This window comes from Ruminiclostridium herbifermentans, assembly GCF_005473905.2.
In the GTDB taxonomy this organism is placed as follows: Bacteria; Bacillota; Clostridia; order Acetivibrionales; family DSM-1351; genus Ruminiclostridium; species Ruminiclostridium herbifermentans.
Genome location: NZ_CP061336.1, coordinates 3,807,260 through 3,826,009 on the forward strand (window position 1 = coordinate 3,807,260; position 18,750 = coordinate 3,826,009).

Annotated in this window: 16 protein-coding genes; all 16 read right to left on the reverse strand. The window is 35.4% G+C overall.

Going from position 1 to position 18,750, the window contains the following annotated elements:
• Nucleotides 1-106: 106 nt before the first annotated feature.
• The 16 genes from EHE19_RS15240 to EHE19_RS15315 all read right to left on the reverse strand — a co-directional run bounded on the left by EHE19_RS15240 (nt 107) and on the right by EHE19_RS15315 (nt 18,697).
• Complete coding sequence (locus EHE19_RS15240) at nt 107-625, reverse strand: nitroreductase family protein (protein WP_137696964.1); 519 nt, start codon at nt 623-625, stop codon at nt 107-109.
• Nucleotides 626-1,222: 597 nt separating this feature from the next.
• On the reverse strand, nt 1,223-2,008 hold the full coding sequence (locus EHE19_RS15245) for a class I SAM-dependent methyltransferase (RefSeq protein WP_137696965.1): 786 nt from the start codon (nt 2,006-2,008) through the stop codon (nt 1,223-1,225).
• A 151-nt stretch (nt 2,009-2,159) separates the two neighbouring features.
• Nucleotides 2,160-3,137 carry a hypothetical protein gene (locus EHE19_RS15250; protein ID WP_137696966.1) on the reverse strand — a complete coding sequence of 326 codons (978 nt, stop codon included), beginning with the start codon at nt 3,135-3,137 and terminating at the stop codon, nt 2,160-2,162.
• A gap of 144 nt (nt 3,138-3,281) precedes the next feature.
• Nucleotides 3,282-4,043 (reverse strand): radical SAM family protein, encoded by a 762-nt coding sequence (locus tag EHE19_RS15255; RefSeq protein WP_137696967.1) that lies wholly within the window; start codon nt 4,041-4,043, stop codon nt 3,282-3,284.
• A gap of 56 nt (nt 4,044-4,099) precedes the next feature.
• The gene (locus tag EHE19_RS15260) at nt 4,100-5,164 is read right to left on the reverse strand and encodes a DegT/DnrJ/EryC1/StrS family aminotransferase (RefSeq protein WP_137696968.1); all 1,065 of its coding nucleotides are present in this window, start codon (nt 5,162-5,164) and stop codon (nt 4,100-4,102) included.
• A 141-nt stretch (nt 5,165-5,305) separates the two neighbouring features.
• Nucleotides 5,306-6,643, reverse strand: a complete 1,338-nt coding sequence (locus EHE19_RS15265) for a B12-binding domain-containing radical SAM protein (RefSeq protein WP_137696969.1) — start codon at nt 6,641-6,643, stop codon at nt 5,306-5,308.
• A gap of 86 nt (nt 6,644-6,729) precedes the next feature.
• Complete coding sequence (locus tag EHE19_RS15270; protein WP_137696970.1) at nt 6,730-8,520, reverse strand: ABC transporter ATP-binding protein; 1,791 nt, start codon at nt 8,518-8,520, stop codon at nt 6,730-6,732.
• Complete coding sequence (locus tag EHE19_RS15275) at nt 8,517-10,304, reverse strand: ABC transporter ATP-binding protein (protein ID WP_137696971.1); 1,788 nt, start codon at nt 10,302-10,304, stop codon at nt 8,517-8,519. The genes EHE19_RS15270 and EHE19_RS15275 overlap by 4 nt, the downstream gene beginning before the upstream one ends.
• Before the next feature lie 182 nt (nt 10,305-10,486).
• Nucleotides 10,487-11,269, reverse strand: coding sequence for a tryptophan synthase subunit alpha (gene trpA / locus EHE19_RS15280; RefSeq protein WP_137696972.1), 783 nt, complete (start codon nt 11,267-11,269; stop codon nt 10,487-10,489).
• Entirely contained in the window at nt 11,266-12,441 is a 1,176-nt protein-coding gene (trpB, locus tag EHE19_RS15285) for a tryptophan synthase subunit beta (RefSeq protein WP_137696973.1), read from the reverse strand. The genes trpA and trpB overlap by 4 nt, the downstream gene beginning before the upstream one ends.
• A complete protein-coding gene (locus tag EHE19_RS15290; protein WP_137696974.1) occupies nt 12,438-13,034 on the reverse strand; it encodes a phosphoribosylanthranilate isomerase in 597 nt (198 codons plus the stop codon). The genes trpB and EHE19_RS15290 overlap by 4 nt, the downstream gene beginning before the upstream one ends.
• Nucleotides 13,035-13,039: 5 nt before the next feature.
• Nucleotides 13,040-13,816, reverse strand: a complete 777-nt coding sequence (gene trpC / locus EHE19_RS15295; protein ID WP_137696975.1) for an indole-3-glycerol phosphate synthase TrpC — start codon at nt 13,814-13,816, stop codon at nt 13,040-13,042.
• Nucleotides 13,817-13,834: 18 nt separating this feature from the next.
• Entirely contained in the window at nt 13,835-14,857 is a 1,023-nt protein-coding gene (gene trpD, locus EHE19_RS15300; RefSeq protein WP_137696976.1) for an anthranilate phosphoribosyltransferase, read from the reverse strand.
• Nucleotides 14,858-14,972: 115 nt separating this feature from the next.
• The gene (locus EHE19_RS15305) at nt 14,973-15,914 is read right to left on the reverse strand and encodes a dipeptidase (protein WP_190530347.1); all 942 of its coding nucleotides are present in this window, start codon (nt 15,912-15,914) and stop codon (nt 14,973-14,975) included.
• A 14-nt stretch (nt 15,915-15,928) separates the two neighbouring features.
• The gene (locus EHE19_RS15310) at nt 15,929-17,179 is read right to left on the reverse strand and encodes an ATP-grasp domain-containing protein (protein WP_137696978.1); all 1,251 of its coding nucleotides are present in this window, start codon (nt 17,177-17,179) and stop codon (nt 15,929-15,931) included.
• Between the two features lie 150 nt (nt 17,180-17,329).
• On the reverse strand, nt 17,330-18,697 hold the full coding sequence (locus EHE19_RS15315) for a radical SAM protein (protein WP_137696979.1): 1,368 nt from the start codon (nt 18,695-18,697) through the stop codon (nt 17,330-17,332).
• Nucleotides 18,698-18,750: the final 53 nt, after the last annotated feature.

Here is an 18,750-nt window from a genome sequence, read left to right on the forward strand (position 1 = left end):
AAGAACCACCGTTTCAATGTAGATTGAGTGATTATTATTGATGTCTGCGTCCGTTTAAATACTAAATATGGTTCGAATATCAAAAAATATAAATATTCTCTATCTATCAATATTCATTATAAAAAACCGTATCAGACAATGGTTTAATATTGAAATGGCTCGGATTTGGGCTTGCACCCTCTGCTGGATATCCCATAACAAGAATACTGACCGGTTCAAAATTATCCGGCAATTTAAACTCTTCACGAATAGCCTCCGGAATAAAGTGCATAACCCATGTTGAACCGATTCCTAGATTCGCTGCTTCAAGCATCATATGAGTTGTGATAATTGCAGCATCGATATCTCCGCTTGTTTTTCCGTCATATTCTCTTGACCAGCAAAGTGACTTATCATAGCATGTGAGTATAGCAAGAGGAGCATTGAAATGACAAACTGTACATCTTCTAAATTTCTCCAAAGCCTCCTTACTCTTAATTACTAGTATTTTCTGTGGTTGAAAATTGCAAGCAGTAGGAGCCACCTGACCTGCTCGCAATATCGCATCAATCTTTTCCTGTTCAATCTCTTTATCTGCAAAGTTCCTTACCGAATAACGATTCTCGGCCAATTGTAAAAAGTCCATCTCTATTTCCTCCGATCATTTCAAATTTATATGCATAAAGTCTACCACATATATTGCCTATTTAAAATCTGTTTTTTTACTCAAAATAAGGAAAGCAATAGTTCTCTGCTAGCATATACCTTGTTTATTACATTAGAAGTACTTATAATTTAAGGATTACTTCACAATAAGCAGAAACAACTCTGCATGGCAACTTGGATTTCTATTTTCCATTGATATATTTCGTATGGTAAGGAATATTTGTGTTATTGGAAAGAGTATTGGTTATTATCAACATAGATTGAGCAAATAATTTTTGTTTATATTGTAAGCAAGGTATGAGATCCAATCTTTCGGCCTCCATACCTTTAATTTTAATATCATAGAAAGCTATTTACATAAAAACTTCACACACGGGGGTGCGGACAACAACATGAAAATAGATTATGTGAAAAATGACTTGCCATTTTCACACCTGCCCTCTCGTATTTAAAAAATTTTCAAAGTGTCCAATAATTCAGTCAAATTAACTTTCTATCTTTTTAACTTTCTTACGAGGATTCTTTATAACAGCTCCTTTGTAGAGATAGTTTTCACCTCGATATGTATTTCCCCCGGCTATTTCTTACAAATAAATATTCCTTGTTCTTTACTAATATGAAAGATACCATTTGAAGAAAAACTATTTTTAACAAGTGAATATAATTCATCATTTACAGAGTCAGGTATCTCATTATATGAATTTATATAGGCCATTAAGTCATCAATGTCAGTTACATCAAGTGAGTCTATGTACTGTCGTTGTTCGACTTTAGAGAAGATTTTACTTAATAAGTCTGCTCCATTTTCAAGAGTAAATGATATATTTTCTGAAAATGAAAAGCAAGCTTTATCTTCAAGTTTGCGGTATATATCTTGCAGTTCCTTTAGAGTGTTTCTTCCAAGTGTTGTTGCATAAAAACACCCTCCCGGTTTTAAAACCCTAAACACTTCCGATAAGGCTTTTTCCTTATTAGGTACATGATATAGCATATGATTTGCAATGACTATATCAAAGCAATCATTCTCGTAAGGTATATCCTGTATATCAATTTGCTTAAATGAAAAATTTGGATTATCACTAAATAATGCTTCTGCTTGCTCAACCATTAATGAAGAAAGATCAGAAAGAATTATTTTGTAGTTTTTGGGCAACCTATCTTCTCTACCAAGCCATATTCTTGCTGTGCCACAAGCCAACTCTAAAATAGTAGCGTTATCACAAAACTCGTATTGGTCAAATACCCAGTTTCCCCACCCATATTTATTAACGCTATATTTATCGTGAAAATTTATTCTTGTTGAAAGCGTGTCTTTTTTAATGTACATTTTTAATACTTGTTCTAAATCATTCATTTTTGACATTGTATTCTGGCTCCATAATAAATAACTTAAAAATTTTGTGTGAAATATAAATTATCTGCCTGTTCTATTATCGCTGGAGTTGAACCCCTCCACATGATATGAATTTTATTTAAATGCCATTAGCTTTTAACTTTCAAGTTTTTACAATGATTTAAAGTTCATTAATCAGACTACATAGAAGAGTATGTTCTTTGTTAAAGACTTCATGTAAGCTTGATATTATATAATCTAGCCTACTAAAGTCCTGCTTTATTAAAATTTTATATAGAGCATTCCTTAATTTATAAGTAATCCGCTCTAATTCTCCATATTCTTCAACAAACTTGGATGTATGTAGGTAATTGTTATCAAATAAATATTGCATTTTTATACCCATTAATTTTTTATGTTCCCATAACAAGTGCAAATGTTTTCCCATTCCTACAACATGTATTTTCCTATTTGGAATTGTTCTTATATACTCAATTAATTGATTTTGAGCATTAAATCCATAAAGGTAGTTGCTATTTGTAAACAATGTACGTTCAGGTTCAATTGTAATTTCAGAATTCACAAAGTCAATAATTTGATTCTCAAAATCTTCAATATTAAAGAAATACCTTACCTCATTATTCGGACGGAAAAAATGCATACATTTATGATCACTATTAATAAAACCATTATTTATAGATACAAAGTCTATGTTTATAGTTCTAAATGTTTGTTTATCATCAAACCCTAATGAGTAAAATTGATTAGTTATCAAATTATATCCATAAATAAAGTTTACATGAACGAAATGTTCATTATTATATACTGATTTGCACGGTATATAATAATCATCCAGATGAGGCATAACATAGAAACCATTATCTAAATATCTAATTATTAAATTAGGTATATTTTGATTTTTTTCAGGTTCAAAATATACCTGTTCAATAATTGGAACATCCCACCTATGTGCAAAATTAAAGTCAACATCAAAGTAACTCTCAGGAGAAATATCTTTCTTTGCTTTTAGTTGAATGTAATAATTATTAATCCAATTCCAGCAATCAGTATGATTTAATATAACTTCATGTAAATATGTTACATCTAAGCGCCCTGTAACTGGTACTGTAGTAAAAATTCTTAACTGTTTATCGTTCATTTTAGTTTCTCCAATCGATGGGTAATAAGAATTTTTGCATAAGACATCTTATATGCATTAAGTTTTTAAGGATAGCTACTGATACATGAATATATAATAAAGCACATTCCATTAAAGTAAAACCTTCTAAATTTAAAAGCCACGTTAAAAAAAATCAAGATAGGTACTTCTTTCTTTATAACTTTTGAGAGCTTTTTCCCAAGTCGGCGAAAGAACATTCTTAATTTCGGTGCCGCTAAATTTAACAGGTAAGCAGTGTCCACATTTAGGACAAAGTAATAAATGCATCTGCTGTATTCTTTCAACTGTTATATTTGCAATGCTTTTTATTCCTATATTGTATCCAAATATTCTATCAATAGCACCTCCGACTGCACAACAATAAAAACCTGAATAGTTTAACCCTAAGCCACAGTTCAGCTTTTTATCTAAACAATTCCCTAAAGTACATTTTCTATTTCCCTTGTAATTGTCACAAGGTGCCATATTTACTAATGTAAAATCTTTCTGATAATTATCTTTTTTATTAGTATTTTCGATATGAATTTGCGGAAAGTTATTTTTAATCCAAACAATTTCATTATTAGTTAATTTGCCATACCCATTTGTTGCAACTTCAAGTCTCAAATTTTTATTATAATTATTTTTGTAATTTATTAAAATTTTTAAAATATTCCTAAATTGAGGATGTATTGTAGGTTCTCCACCCATTATTCTAATACGTTTCCATATATAATTGTAATCCACAGATTGCTCTACAAGCTTTTCAATTTGCTCAATTCTCATGTTCTCATTCTTTGAGCCAGGAGCAATTGAAAGCATCCTATCACAATTATAACAATTAAGTGTGCACAAATATGTGATATCTATTTCTAAGCAGTGCATATCATATGACAAATTGTACATCTTATTAGTATTTCTCCTTTTAAATCAGTAATTATAAGTTATGATTATTGAGAATTCTAACCTATATATTGTTTAATCACACAGCTTATATCATCTTCGTTAACATTGGAAATATTGATAAAATCAATTTTATTAATAACCAAGTCACTATTAAATGATATATATCTCTGTTTTGCATTTAATTCTTTATACTTACAAAATAGATCTGGATAGAATGTTTTTAAAATTGACTTAACAATGCTAGATTTTCTCATAGGAGTTTCCATTCTAGGTTCAATTGTATTAATTTTATTTGTACTTTCAATAGGCAAAAAGAAAGGATACTCAAATATATCTTTTTCTTCTTTTGGCACTACAACATTAATTCCGTGACTCTGAAAGTCTTTTGACATTTTATGATATTTACTTAACCTTTCTTCCATAATTTCACTTATTATATTCATTTGTTTCATAATGAAATAACATTGAATTGAACTCATCCTATAGTTACTACTAGGAATATTAACGTTTCTTTTTGATCTATTAAAGCTTATTCCCCAATTAGAAATTGCCTCACACATTCCTGCTAAGTCGGCAGAATTTGTAACTATTAGTCCACCTTCACCAGAATTAACAATTTTCGATGACTGAAAACTAAAAGTGCCAGCATCACCTATAGTTCCAACTCTTTTGTTATCAATAGTGCATCCAAAAGCTTGTGCACAATCCTCAATCAAAAAAATACCCTTCTCTTTACAGAATTCCTTAATTTCAAAAATATCTCTGTTTACAAATCCTCCAAAGTGAACTAAAATTACAGCTTTAATTTGATCATTATATATTTGCTTTAGTGAATTAATTGACATTCCAAAGTGATTTGTATCAATATCGCAGTATACCGGTAATAAACCACAATTAGCAACAGAAGTTGCAGTCGCTATGAATGAAATATCAGGAACAATAACGCCCGCGCCTCGTGGTAACTGTAATGATTTTAAAACAATTTCTATAGCTGATGTTCCATTAGTTACTAATATTGAATGTTGACAATTAAAGTATTCACAAAGCTTTTTTCTTAGATTATTAATTATTTCTTCCTCAGACGTAAAATCAACTAAGAAATCTCTTATATCATAGCCCATACCATTTCCCCCACGTCTAATGTTTTTATAAGAAATATAATTGAATTCTTTGATTTATTGATTAACAATAATATAATTTACTTAGCGAAATGTAATCTATTCTCAGTAAAAATATGTAGAATTGAATGTTTGACACATTATTTACAGAAGCATATATAACTCAATTAATGAATTATTTTCAACTCGATCTCTTAATTTTTTGGCATATCTATTAAAGGCTTTTTGATTTATGTAGTGATATTCATAGGAGCTATTAAGTCCTTCTATATCTGCATAATACATTAGAGTTAATTGTTCTTGAAGAAATTTTAATTGTTCACGACTTAAATACTTAGATGGATTAACTGATAAGACATTTTCAAATGGTATAAATAAATCAGGATTAATTTCATTTGAATAATTGCACAAAGGAGGAACATAAATCGAAAACCTTGCATAATCACTTCTTAAATAAATAGATAAATCATAAGTTGCTTTAATTGACTCCCAAGTATCATTTGGAAATCCAATTATATAAAATGCTAATGTTTTCACATGTTTCTTTTTAAGATACTTAATTAATTCAACCATTTTATTATTATCACATTTTATTCTGTTATAACGACGTAATGTTTCATCAGAAGCAGATTCAACACCAAAGCAAATCATATTTAGTCCACAATCGGTCATTAAGTCAATTAAATCAATATCTAATGTTTCTAGTCTCGTTTCACATGTCCAATTAAACTTTAGATTCTGTTTTTGTATATTATGACATAGGTCTATAACGCTTTTCCTATTCGAAGTGAAATGTTGATCTCTAAATTGAATATTAGATATACCTAATTCTAAGATATGCTTAATATCATTAATAGTATTTTCGGTTCCCCTGAATTCAAGGCTATCTCCATAAAATGCTTTATATGGGCAATAAGTACATGTCATATTACAACCTCTGCTCATATATATGGTAGCTCTACATCTACCATCTGAATCAACGAAATTTCTATAAGGAAAAAGTTTATAATCAAGGGTTGGAAATTCATTAAGTTTAATATTGTCAATAGAATTGTTAATTAATTTGTAAACATAGTTCTCAGTCGGTATTTCAGAAACATCATCTATTTGTGTATTTCTTTTTATCCATTCTTTAAGAATTTTCGCAACATGCCCAGATATTATTACTTTCGCCGAAGGAAAACATCTTTTTATGTATCTTGCAAATTCTATATCCGGCTTTATTGTTGGAGCAGCAGCTTTTAAAAGAATGTAATCATATTCTTTATTTATTCTCCTCATAACATCAGCTGGAAGTAACTTTTCTGTATTTGCATCAATAACATCTAGCTTTACTGAGTTATTTTCTTTCGCTATGGATGCAGCATATACCAAAGACAAATCAGGCTGAATGCTCGGTGATATTTCGGCTATGCCAAGATCACCATGAAAATCACTGTTAATATTAATCCCATAATAAGGCCTTAACAATAATAATTTCATTATTAGTTCCTTTCTATTAAAATATGTAAATAAAAGCGCATACTTAGTGGAAACTCCTAGCCTTTTAGATATTATTTATTACAGCGCTACCTTTCGTACCACTGCGCTTGCGCTTTCCACATATCGGCGTACTTACCTGGACGAGCTATCAACTCCTCATGCGTCCCCATATCTACTATCTTCCCGTCATTCATCACGACAATACGGTGTGCAAGTTTAGCTGAGCCGAGTCGGTGCGTCACCACAACAGCACATTTTCCCTCAGTCAAACTCTGAAACTGTGTGTAGACCTTTGTTTCCTCAATTGGGTCAATTGCGGCAGTAGGTTCATCCAGTATAATAAACTCGTTCGTCCGATACAGTCCACGAGCAATTGCCACCTGTTGCCATTGTCCGCCTGATAGGTCAATACCATCAAACTCTGGGGAAAGCATAGTATCCAACTTGACACATGATAATTCCGCATTGACTTCGCGTAGTATATCTTCAATCTTTGTGGCATAAACCTCTGTCTCCTCTTCTACCTCAGTGTCGCTGATGGCTACATTTTCACAAAGGGTCATTTTATACCTCTGGTACTTTTGGAAAACTCCCGATATACTTTTATACACCGACTTTGGAGCTATCTTGGCAGTGTCCATTCCGCCAATCAACACCTTGCCTTCTGACGGGCGGTATATACCAGTCATCAGGCGTACTAATGTACTCTTTCCCGCTCCATTTTCACCGACAATGGCAATAGTTTCTCTATCTGCTATCGCTAAAGATACGTTCTTAACAGCAGGCGTATCCTTGCCGGGATAGGTAAAACTGACATTTTCTAATACAATACCTTTAGAAAAGTCGGGGTTCCCATCCGAACCTATATATTCAGGCATATCAAGCATATGGATAAAGTTTGCGACTTTTCCAATATCCCTGCTCATGCTGCCGAGGTGTGTATTTATAATTTCCTGCATATAGTAGAATATCATACCTAGTGCACTGAACACTGCTGCGAATGCTCCCACTGTAATCTTCCCTGCCATAGTCGCGGTAAACAAGATATATGAAGCGACTGCCATACCCGCAAAAGATGTAGCATTCAACAAAAGTTGTAACAAAGCGGTTTTTCTCTCAGCCTGCCATATTTTGCATGTCAAAAGAAGCAGAGTATCAATAAACAGATTATGAAAAAACTTAAATGCTCCAAGTATTCGTGTTTCTTTGAAATATTCTCTGTCACACAAGGTCTTCTGATAGTATTCATATTTTCTGCGCAACGGCGCACTCTGCTCCTCCAGCTTTGTAAACACTTTTGCTCGAACTATTTGCGAAATTAATGCAGGAACAAAAGCCATTAAAAGTGTAAACATTAGCATAGGCTCCAGCCAAAACAAATACATGCCTACAGATGCAAAGAAAACACTGTAATAACAAACTCCAATAACTATAGTCATGCAAAACATAGTTGTTGCTTTAGCACCCTCCATAGCTTTGTTGAGGTCGTCTAAAAAGATTGTATCTTCAAATTTTGAGGGATCAATGCGCTGAAGTTTACGGTGAAGTAAGTTCATAAGTCTTCCTGTTGATTTCGTCCAAAGGACACCTACGCCGTGAAAATTATATATACCGTCAACAATTTGCTGTCCAAAAGTTAATCCTGCCAATACAAGCAATGGAATCAAACAATCTCCAAAACCTGCTTGTCCGGATGCTGCATTTGTTATCGCATCAAACAGATTTTGTGTTGCAACGACTATTAATGTAAGCAATATACCATTAGTAACTGATAGAAGATTATCAATTAAAAAGTTCCAAGGTGCTGACTTAAATTGCAAAGGCATTCCGCGAAGTATAGTTTTTACATATGAGTATTTCTTTTCCTCTATATTCATTGATACCACCCCCGCTGTGCCTCAAACATATTAGCATATTGTCCATTTTGCCCCATTAGTTCATCATGAGTCCCCCGTTCAATAACTTTTCCGTCGTCTATGACTAATATCTCGTCTGCTAACTTTGTGGAGCCGAGACGGTGGCTGATAAGTACTGTTGTCTTACCCTCCATTAACTTCTCAAACTCACTATATATTTGACTCTCACTAATTGGGTCAAGGGCAGAAGTGGGCTCGTCCAGCATTTTGACAGGAGCACGACTGTTCAACGAGCGTGCAATCGCAATACGCTGCCACTGACCACCCGATATATCCTGTCCACCCTCTAATATTTTCCCCAACGGGGTATCAATTCCGTCTTTCAGTTCGGCAATAGTTTCATCTAATCCTGCAAATTTAATTACATCGGTTAGGCACGGTGCTGTCATATCTGCCAAGTTACCTATCGCGATATTGTCCCTAAGAGATATGTAGTATTTGGCAAAATCCTGATATACAACTGAAAACATTGCCTTCAGCGTACTTGCCGGGTACTGTCTTAATTCTTTTCCGTTTATTAATATCTCACCCTCATAATCTTTGTAAAGACCAGTAATAAGTTTTGTAATGGTAGTTTTGCCAGCCCCATTTTTACCCACAAAAGCATAGTGTCGCCCAGCTTGAAGGCTAAAGGATAACCCATCCAATATATAGCGTTCGCTACTTGGATACCGAAAGCGAACATTACGAAATTCCAACATATTTAATGAAATTGGCTCGATGTCAGGTTCACTTAACGCGCCCTCATCGTCGTTCAACATAATGAACGCACTCAAATCTCTCATATATTCACCAGCTTTTGATATATGTTCAAGCGCCCAAGACATTTGCCAACCCAACTGGTTAATTAAACTAAATACCACACTTACGATACCCATGTACATACCTGCACTTAATTCACCTGACACAACGGGACTAATTAACGTCAAAGCTATCAGTAGGGCAATCAAGGCAAGGAGCAAACTTGAGCATTTTAAAATTATAAACGTCTTTGCCATTACCTTCAACTGGAGTATGCGTCCAGCTTCATATTGTTCCTGCCAGCGTTTACTGACATTATTTCCATATCCAAATAAGGTACGCTCGTCCACAGCATCACGTCCAGTCAACACCTCGTTTAAGTATTCAGTACGACGATTAAACTTCTCAGCCTCCCGTCCTGCTTGATAATTCTTTTTGCCTGCCCACGTTGAAAGTATAAACATGGGGGTTGAAAATGCAATGATAGTAATCGCAGCCCACCATACATGCGCAACAATTAAAATCAAAATCGAAACAACACTGATCATTATCTGCATAAACTGGATCAGTGCACCAAATCCATCCATTATGGACTTGATTGGGTCGCGGGAGACGCGTGAAATCAGTTCCCAACTCTCAGCATTTTCGATGTGCTTGAACTCTAGCGCCGCATGAATTCGAACCATCACAGGTTTCAATTTGCGTTGAAGATTTAGATTGATGCGTGAACCCACTAACTGGACAACTGCACCAATGGTGGTGTTTACGCCCAGTACTAGCAACAACAGAAATAGCGGTATATAAATATCATCATGCGGACGCTCACCCTTTAAAATTACAGTAGCAGTGTCCACAAAATTTGCAGTAGCCAAGGCCATTATCGCTGTTGACATAATAGTGTGTATAATAGATAGAATTATATTCAGCATCATACAAATAGGCGATGCTTGAGCAATCAACCTCAGTAAATCGATGACTTTATAAGTTCTTTTTGAAAGTGTCATTATTCATATCCTACCGTATAATTTTTTATATCTCTTACTAAATATTAAGAAGTATTCAACAAAATCACGAGATATCTTTTGATTCAGAAAGCAACATGGTGACCATTGTGCAATCTATTGAAAATATTAACATATATCAGTAATTTGCACAACTGTATCATCATACCAATTATTATGACTTATCACGATGTAACTCCTTTGATGGCTTCCTTCATCTCTTTAACATATTCAAAAATTTTGTCATCAGCATTTTCTCCATATAATTCAATCAACTTTACGATTGCGCTTCCAACAATGACTCCATCCGCTAATTGAGCAATTTCTTCTGCCTGTGTAGGTGTACTGATGCCAAAGCCAACAGCGGTGGGAATATTCTTTACACGCTTGATTCGCTTGACCATTGCAGCCAAGTCAGTAGTAATCTTTTCACGTACGCCAGTAACACCCATAGATGAGACAATATAAATAAATCCTCTAGCACTTTTTGCAATGGAATCAATACGTTCTTCGCTTGTTGGAGCTATGAGAGAAATAATATCAACTCCATGTTTATAAGCAACCTCACATACCTCAGCTTGCTCCTCAAATGGCAAATCAGGAATTATAACACCATCTATGCCAGTTCGCTGACATTCATTAAAGAATGCGTCATAGCCATATCTGAAAACAGGATTAATATATGTTAAAAATACAAGCGGTACATCTGTTTTACGTCGCAAGCGCATGACTAAAGCAAAAAGTTTATCCATTGTAGTGCCAGCAGCGAGGGCACGTGTATTTGCCCTCTGGATAACTAATCCTTCTGCAATTGGGTCAGAAAACGGGATGCCTATTTCAATCAAATCAGCTCCAGCCTCAATCATGCGCATGATAAAGTCCTCACTCTTTCTGATAGATGGATCACCTCCAGTAACAAATCCGATAAACGCTTTATCTTTTACGAACGCATTATTAATTCTACTCATATTTTCACTCCTCTGAACTTTGCAATAGTAGCAACATCTTTATCTCCTCTACCAGATAGACAGACTATAATGCTATCATTTGTGGACAGCGTTCCAGCTAGCTTGCATGCATATGCTACAGCATGAGCACTCTCAATTGCACAAATAATACCCTCTGTTCTAGCCAAAAACTCACATGCATCAATTGCCTCATCGTCAGTAACTGCAACATACTCTGCACGTCCAATATCATAAAGATATGCATGCTCTGGTCCAACTCCAGGATAGTCTAACCCAGCGGAGATAGAATATGCTTGAGCAATCTGATCGTTATCTTGACAAAAATATGACTTCATGCCATGAAAAATACCAACTTCACCCTTAGATAATGCTGCAGCATGTTTCCCTGTATTCAATCCCTGTCCGGAGGCCTCACATCCGATTAACTGGACTGACTCGTCGTCAATAAAGTAATGAAACATACCAATTGCATTGCTGCCACCTCCCACACATGCAATAACTGCCTTTGGCAATTTGCCTTCTTGTTCCAAAATTTGTTCACGAGCCTCTCTACTAATAACACTTTGAAAGTCGCGCACAATTGTCGGAAATGGATGAGGACCTACCGCCGAACCTAATACATAATGCGTGTCATTTACGCGGCTAGCCCATTCACGCATCGTCTCACTTACTGCATCCTTAAGAGTCATAGTGCCACTTGTTACCGCATGCACTTTAGCACCGAGTAACTCCATGCGGAATACATTCAAAGCCTGACGTTCAGTATCTTCTTTCCCCATGAATATTTCACATTCCATACCCATCAATGCAGCAACTGTAGCAGTGGCAACACCGTGTTGACCTGCACCTGTTTCCGCTATGACACGTGTTTTACCCATCTTTTTGGCAAGCAGTACTTGTCCAAGCACATTATTGATCTTGTGTGAGCCAGTATGATTTAGATCTTCACGTTTGAGATAAATCTTCGCACCACCCAATGCTTGTGTTATTCTTTTTGCATAATAGAGAAGTGATGGTCTTCCAGCATAATTTATTAAAAGCTCATTTAACTCTGTTTTAAAGTCGGAGTTGTTTTTGTACCAATTGTACGCTTCTTCAAGTGCGATAAGTTCATTCATCAGTGTCTCAGGTATATATTGACCACCATAGGCGCCAAATCTTCCTGCTTTCATCCTAAACACCTCACTTTTCTTACCAACGTAATTATTTTTTCTCTATCCTTTAGCCCATTCGTTTCCACACCACTGCAGATATCTATGCCATATGGATGAAATGCAAGAGCACGTTCAATGTTGCTCATTTTAACACCTCCTGCAAGAAAGAATGGCTTTCTAATCTGTCCAATAAGTGTCCAATCAAATATTCGACCGGTCCCGCCACCACTATCCAGCAGCAAATAATCTGCAGCACTTTCTTGAACTCGCTCAATATCGCATGCATTCATAACATTAACTGCCTTTATAATCGGTGCTCTACAACGTAATCTTAGTTTATGAATGTATTCTTCATCTTCGCAGCCATGCAACTGTGCAATGCGGATTACACCTGTTTGAAGTAAGTCTGCTACATAATTTAATTCTGCGTTTGCAAACACACCAATGGGTACAATGCACTTATCTAATTGTTTACTTAACTGCATAGCCATGTCAGGTGAAATTTGGCGACGGCTCTTTGCAAAGATAAAACCCACATAATCTGGCATGGCCTCATTGACATAGGATACATCTTCCATGCGAAATAAGCCACAAATTTTAATTTTTGACATACTCTTCACCCTCGCAATTCGCTTAAACATTTAGTTTTATCTTTTGCAAGCATAAGCTTTTCACCCACTAGCACCGCATCTACACCTACAGCCTTCAGGCAACATACATCATTTTTTGTGCGTATACCACTCTCAGCCACAAACAATATATCTGGTGGTACTAGTTTCCTTAATCTTATACTAGTAGAAATATCAACAGAAAAATCTTTTAAATTTCTATTATTGACGCCAATAATACGCGCTCCAGCTTTGACTGCTTTTAATACTTCGTCTTCAGTATGTACCTCAATAAGAGCACTAAGACCAAGAGTATGAGTAACATTAATAAAATGAATTAGTTCCTTTTCATCTAGCAATGAACAAATAAGTAGTACTGCTGATGCACCTATAAGCTTTGCCTCGTAAATTTGGTACACATCAAGCGTAATATCTTTGCGTAAGATAGGAATGTTCACAGCTTTCGAAATTTCCTGTAAATATGTATCACTACCAAGGAAGAAATGAGGTTCAGTTATTACAGAAATGGCTGCTGCACCTGCACATTCGTACTCCTGTGCTATGGTAATATAAGGAAAGCGGTGCGAGATTACTCCTTTCGATGGAGACGCCTTCTTCACTTCACAAATAAAAGAAATACCTGGCTCTGACAGGGCTCTCTCAAATTCAAAATCACCTTTAGAAAGCATAAGAGCCTGCTCACGAATTTCTTTTAATGACATTTTTTCCTTAGCATACTCTATACGTGCATAAACGCTTTGAGCAATTTCATTTAAAATATCCATGCAAACTCCTTTTATTCATTACACCATTCTTGATAACTTGATAAAACGGTCGAGTTGTTGGGCGGCTTTGCCACTGTCTATAGCATTCCTAGCAACCTCCATACACTGTGATAGAGTTAAATTTGGCCGAGCCACATATATAGCGGCAGCAGAGTTAAGTAGTACTATATCTCGTCTAGCTCCCTGTTCACCAGCAAGGATGGCACGGGTTATTTCAGCATTTTCTGCTGGTGTGCCTCCAAGAATTTCTTGTTTGCTTGCGCGGCGCAGGCCAAATTGTTCGGGTGTAATTTCATACGTTTTAAGCAAACCCGAACGTACTTCGCAGACACTAGTTGGTGCGCCGATAGAGACTTCGTCTAATCCATCTTGCCCATAAACAACGAGCACATTTTGTACACCCAAATTTGCAAGAACCTTCGCAATAGGCTCTACCAACCCTCCATCATACACACCCAGCAGTACTTTCTTCGCGCCTGCAGGGCTAACGAGTGGACCGAGAATATTAAAAATTGTACGAATACCTATTTCCTTACGTACAGGCGCAACATATTTCATTGCAGGAGCATATTTCTGTGCAAGCAAAAAGCATAGCCCAATAGATTGTAGTAATGCTAGACTTCTCTCAGGCGGCATGTCAATGTTCACACCTAACGCCTCAAAGACATCCGCCGTTCCACTTCTACTTGAGTTTGCACGACTTCCAGGTTTAGCAACTGGAATGCCTGCAGCGGAAACGACAATTGCAACTGTTGATGATATATTGAATGACTGCGAATTATCTCCACCAGTACCCGCTATTTCTAATACATCTGTTTCAATTTCATTTTCTTGCAGTAAGCGAATGCAGTGCTTACGCATGCCAAGTGCTGACCAAGTAATCTCCTCAATGGTTTCTCCCTTGGTGGCCATAGCTGTTAGAAACGATGCACTCAAGCATTGCGTAGCTTCTCCACTTAATATCTCGTGCATTACAGCTTCAGCCATTTCTTCTGTTAGGTTTTCGTGCGCTGTTACACGTTTGATTGCTTCTTTTATCACTACTTTACTACCTCCTCAAAAGTTATAACTCATCTGCTCTAACAACAAATAGTATAAATCCTTAAACATCCCGGACTATTTAACAACATTGCATTTATTACTTTCAATGTTTAACTCATTTCAGGCATGTTCTTACAACCCTAATCAAATTCTTATAAAAAATTTTATCTGCTAACTTTACCCCATACGTATTCTCCAACCTATTATAAAGCTTAGGAAGATTGGAAACAGAGTTATACCCCTCTGGTGTTCTTTCAATGCCGTCAAAATCACAGCCAAGACCTACACAGTCCTCCCCCGCTACCCGTAGCATATGTTCAATATGTTTGAGAATCCAGTATTCCGACGCTCCATCTTCAGCGATAAAGTCAGAATACATATTTATTCCCGCAAAACCTCTCTTTTCCCCGATTGCCCGTAGTTGTGCGTCATCTAAATTACGTATGTGAGGACAGACGGCAAAGGCGTTTGAATGGCTAGCAATCACTGGAAAAGTACTGAATTCAACCGCATCCCAAAATGTGTGTTTTGATGCATGGGACACATCCACTATCATCCCCAAAGAATTCATCTCACGGATAGCCTCCTTCCCAAATTCCGTCAGTCCACAAGCATTGTTTACCATAACACCGTCGCCCAACTCATTATGCCCGTTCCAAGTCAGGCATATGGATCGGACACCCATTTCGTAATACATGCTAATATTTTCAAGTTCCCCTTCTAGAAGTTCCCCTCCTTCGAGAGAAAGCAAAATCCCAACCTGCTTTGTCAGTCCAACCTCGGCGTCCTTTTTATTTAGTATTAAGCGCATAGCACTCGCATATAAATTTTTCTGCTCATAAAAGTAATTCAGCGCATCAATAGCAAGCTTTTTCATAGGCGCACCTTCAGACTTCTGAATCCACACTGCCATGAATTGCATACATCCGTCAAAGGCTGACTCCAACTTTTTTAAGTTAAGATGTCCAGAGCAGTTAAAAAGACTTTCTCTTTTGTCCATAGCATAAGTTATTGTGTCACAATGAGCATCTGCTAAAATCATAAAATCCCTCCCCAATAAATTAATTGTAGCTATTGGATTGTATATTTAATCGCAGAACGAATTTCGGCATCTCGTTCAAGAAGCTCATGAATATCATTCCCAGACATAATATAATGTGCTAAATGAATCTTTGAACCCTCAGGTAATGCTTGCACATTGTCTCCGTTCTTAAATAAAATATTGTAATCAACAATTTGAGGTATATTTTTAAAAATATCTATATTTGATATTTGAGAAATAACTCCTGACTTCTCCAAGACAATTCCTCCATATAAGCATGCACTTTTACAATAGTTATCATTGATATATAATGTGCCGTCAAGTAACAATCGAGTAAGTACTGAAATTACCTTTATACCACTTATGAGTTCAATTGCATGCATAGTATATGCCCCACCTGGTCTTAAACTAAGTTCTATTATTGTAGGTCCTCTTTTTCCATACTTTACTTCTACATGAGCACAGCCTATACTTGCTCCTAAAGATTTGACAGCCGCTTCCGCAATACCAATACATTCGGTTAATTGTTCCTGTGATAAGTTTATTGGATATGTACTTCTATATTCAGCAAAGTATGGTCCTTTCATAGGTGCCTTTTCAAAAACTCCTAGTAGTTCAAAGTGATTATTGGAGTATGCTAAATCTATATTTAACTCAACTCCTTCTATAAACTCCTGTAAAAGTACAGCATTTTTATAATCTTTATCAGATTTAAATGACATTATATAAGGATTATCAGTACTTCTATGCATTTTGATTGTTTGGTAAAATGCCCGTACAAGTTCTGAATGGTTATTTATCAAAACAACCGACTGGCTATTGGCAGAATACGGTAATTTCATGATACATGGATAGCTTAGTTCAGAATCAAGTACCGCTTCTGCCTCTTCAATGCATCTGATTAAATAACTTTTAGCAGTTGAAATATTATTTGAATCCAGACAAGAAGCCAAAAGAAATTTGTTTCTAGCTTTAATCACTGCGTCTTTAGAATTTCCTTTTAATTTTAAATAATCTGAAACAATTGCAGATTCTATTACAGTGGCCTCCCAAATTGGTATTACAGCGTCAATAGAAATAGACTTCTTAAGCTTATCTACTGTAGAAATTAACTCAGCATGATTATGAGGATCAACTTTAATACCCAACAAGTTATCGTTATCTGCCATCTCTCTACCAAGAACTATTACATTAACACCATATTCAATTAAGTCTGTAATGTCTTTCATGTTTGGACTTTTATGTATGATCAAGACGTTTTTTCTTCCTAGATCTAGCAAATCAAAACCTCCCCTAAATAATCTTTTTTGATACGCATAAATAACTCTATAACTTTTGATAATGCTAATAATTGGAATACCTACTACCTACGGTCAGTATATTTCACATACATCCCAGTTCTATACGTATTAATTTTGTTGTATTGTACATTACCTGCAAGTTTTATTGTCATAGTTCGACTCATATTCTTTCAACCATATATCAGATATCTCCACTTGCTTACTCTCAAAAAGGTCAATTGTAATACTTGGGCTATAAAATGTTCCTTTTGTTGTCAGGCAATAATAACCATCTGATTCAACCATTAACCCATCATCAATTAATTTTTTAAAGAAGTCAAAATATCTTGTTCCAATAATCTTGCTTTTTGAGATTTTAAGAAACCTTGGAAAGAATACAATTCCTCTGTTCTCCTCTTCATCCAATCTGTCAGAAACCTTGAATATTGGGATTTCATTATTCATAACCTCATCAATGAATTTATAAGGATTAGTTGTATTTGCATAACTATAACCGTTGATATAGCCTCGACCGGAACAACCAATGGCAATGGTCTCTGCACTATACTCTCCATACCCTCCACCCCAACATAGCCTGTAAAATTCAGAAGGCTCATTTTGTTTTGAAAAAATATTTTCTGTCACTTTGTTATAGCCCAATTCTATCATTGAATTCGTGACATATTCATGCATGCAATACCGGTCATATTCACTTGGTCTTTTTGGAAAACTTCCATCTTCCATTCCCTTAAATACTCTTTCTGGGAACCCAAAGTAAGATAAATAGTAATAGTCAATACTTGTAAATCCTAGCCTATTAATGTTCTCCATATCAGTTTTTAAATCTTCTATCGTTTGACCAGGTAAGTAGTAGAGCATATCAACGTTTATATCATCAAATTTATACTTCTTAGCCAATTCCAAGCATTTCTGCACATCATCTAGAGGGGCTACAATTTCTAATTTATCTCTCAATTCTTGATTAAATGTCTGAATACCATAGCTTATACGGCTTATATTTTGCTCTTTCAAGAAATGCATCAATTCTTCATTAGCTAATGTAATAGGTTCTCCCTCAAAGGACCATTCACAATCGCTAGTAATTCTAAAGCACTTTTTTATAGAATCAATAATTTTTTTAATCTCATCAATTGGCATTAGTGAAGGCGACCCTCCACCAAAATATATTGCATTAATAGTCATGTCCTTTATATATTCAAATCTTGAGAACATATCCATTTCTCTAACAATGGCTTCTGTATATTTTCTCATATCTTCTGAGTTCCTATTTGTTGTTGCATGAAATGGACAAAATAAGCAATGATGCAAACAAAAAGGAATATGAATATAAAGTAAGTTTTCTGTTTTCACTGATTTCTTACTAGATAGAGCATTAAAAAATTCCTTAACATAATTACCATCGCTTTTTGTATACTTGTGTAACGGATAAAAGTGATGTGTAAATGGGAATACCTTTTTATACAATTTAGAATTCATAGATTTACTTGTATGATGCATTTAAATTTAACTGCATCAATGCATTCCTTTCTTAATATTTGTGTATATGTAAA

Coding starts and splice junctions, on each gene's coding strand:
- EHE19_RS15245 (WP_137696965.1), bottom strand. CDS start 2,008: ATGTCAAAAATGAATGATTTAGAACAAGTATTAAAAATGTACATTAAA.
- EHE19_RS15250 (WP_137696966.1), bottom strand. CDS start 3,137: ATGAACGATAAACAGTTAAGAATTTTTACTACAGTACCAGTTACAGGG.
- EHE19_RS15260 (WP_137696968.1), bottom strand. CDS start 5,164: ATGGGCTATGATATAAGAGATTTCTTAGTTGATTTTACGTCTGAGGAA.
- trpC (WP_137696975.1), bottom strand. CDS start 13,816: ATGGATATTTTAAATGAAATTGCTCAAAGCGTTTATGCACGTATAGAG.
- trpB (WP_137696973.1), bottom strand. CDS start 12,441: ATGAAAGCAGGAAGATTTGGCGCCTATGGTGGTCAATATATACCTGAG.
- EHE19_RS15255 (WP_137696967.1), bottom strand. CDS start 4,043: ATGTACAATTTGTCATATGATATGCACTGCTTAGAAATAGATATCACA.
- trpA (WP_137696972.1), bottom strand. CDS start 11,269: ATGAGTAGAATTAATAATGCGTTCGTAAAAGATAAAGCGTTTATCGGA.
- EHE19_RS15315 (WP_137696979.1), bottom strand. CDS start 18,697: ATGCATCATACAAGTAAATCTATGAATTCTAAATTGTATAAAAAGGTA.
- EHE19_RS15290 (WP_137696974.1), bottom strand. CDS start 13,034: ATGTCAAAAATTAAAATTTGTGGCTTATTTCGCATGGAAGATGTATCC.
- EHE19_RS15270 (WP_137696970.1), bottom strand. CDS start 8,520: ATGAATATAGAGGAAAAGAAATACTCATATGTAAAAACTATACTTCGC.
- EHE19_RS15265 (WP_137696969.1), bottom strand. CDS start 6,643: ATGAAATTATTATTGTTAAGGCCTTATTATGGGATTAATATTAACAGT.
- EHE19_RS15240 (WP_137696964.1), bottom strand. CDS start 625: ATGGACTTTTTACAATTGGCCGAGAATCGTTATTCGGTAAGGAACTTT.
- EHE19_RS15275 (WP_137696971.1), bottom strand. CDS start 10,304: ATGACACTTTCAAAAAGAACTTATAAAGTCATCGATTTACTGAGGTTG.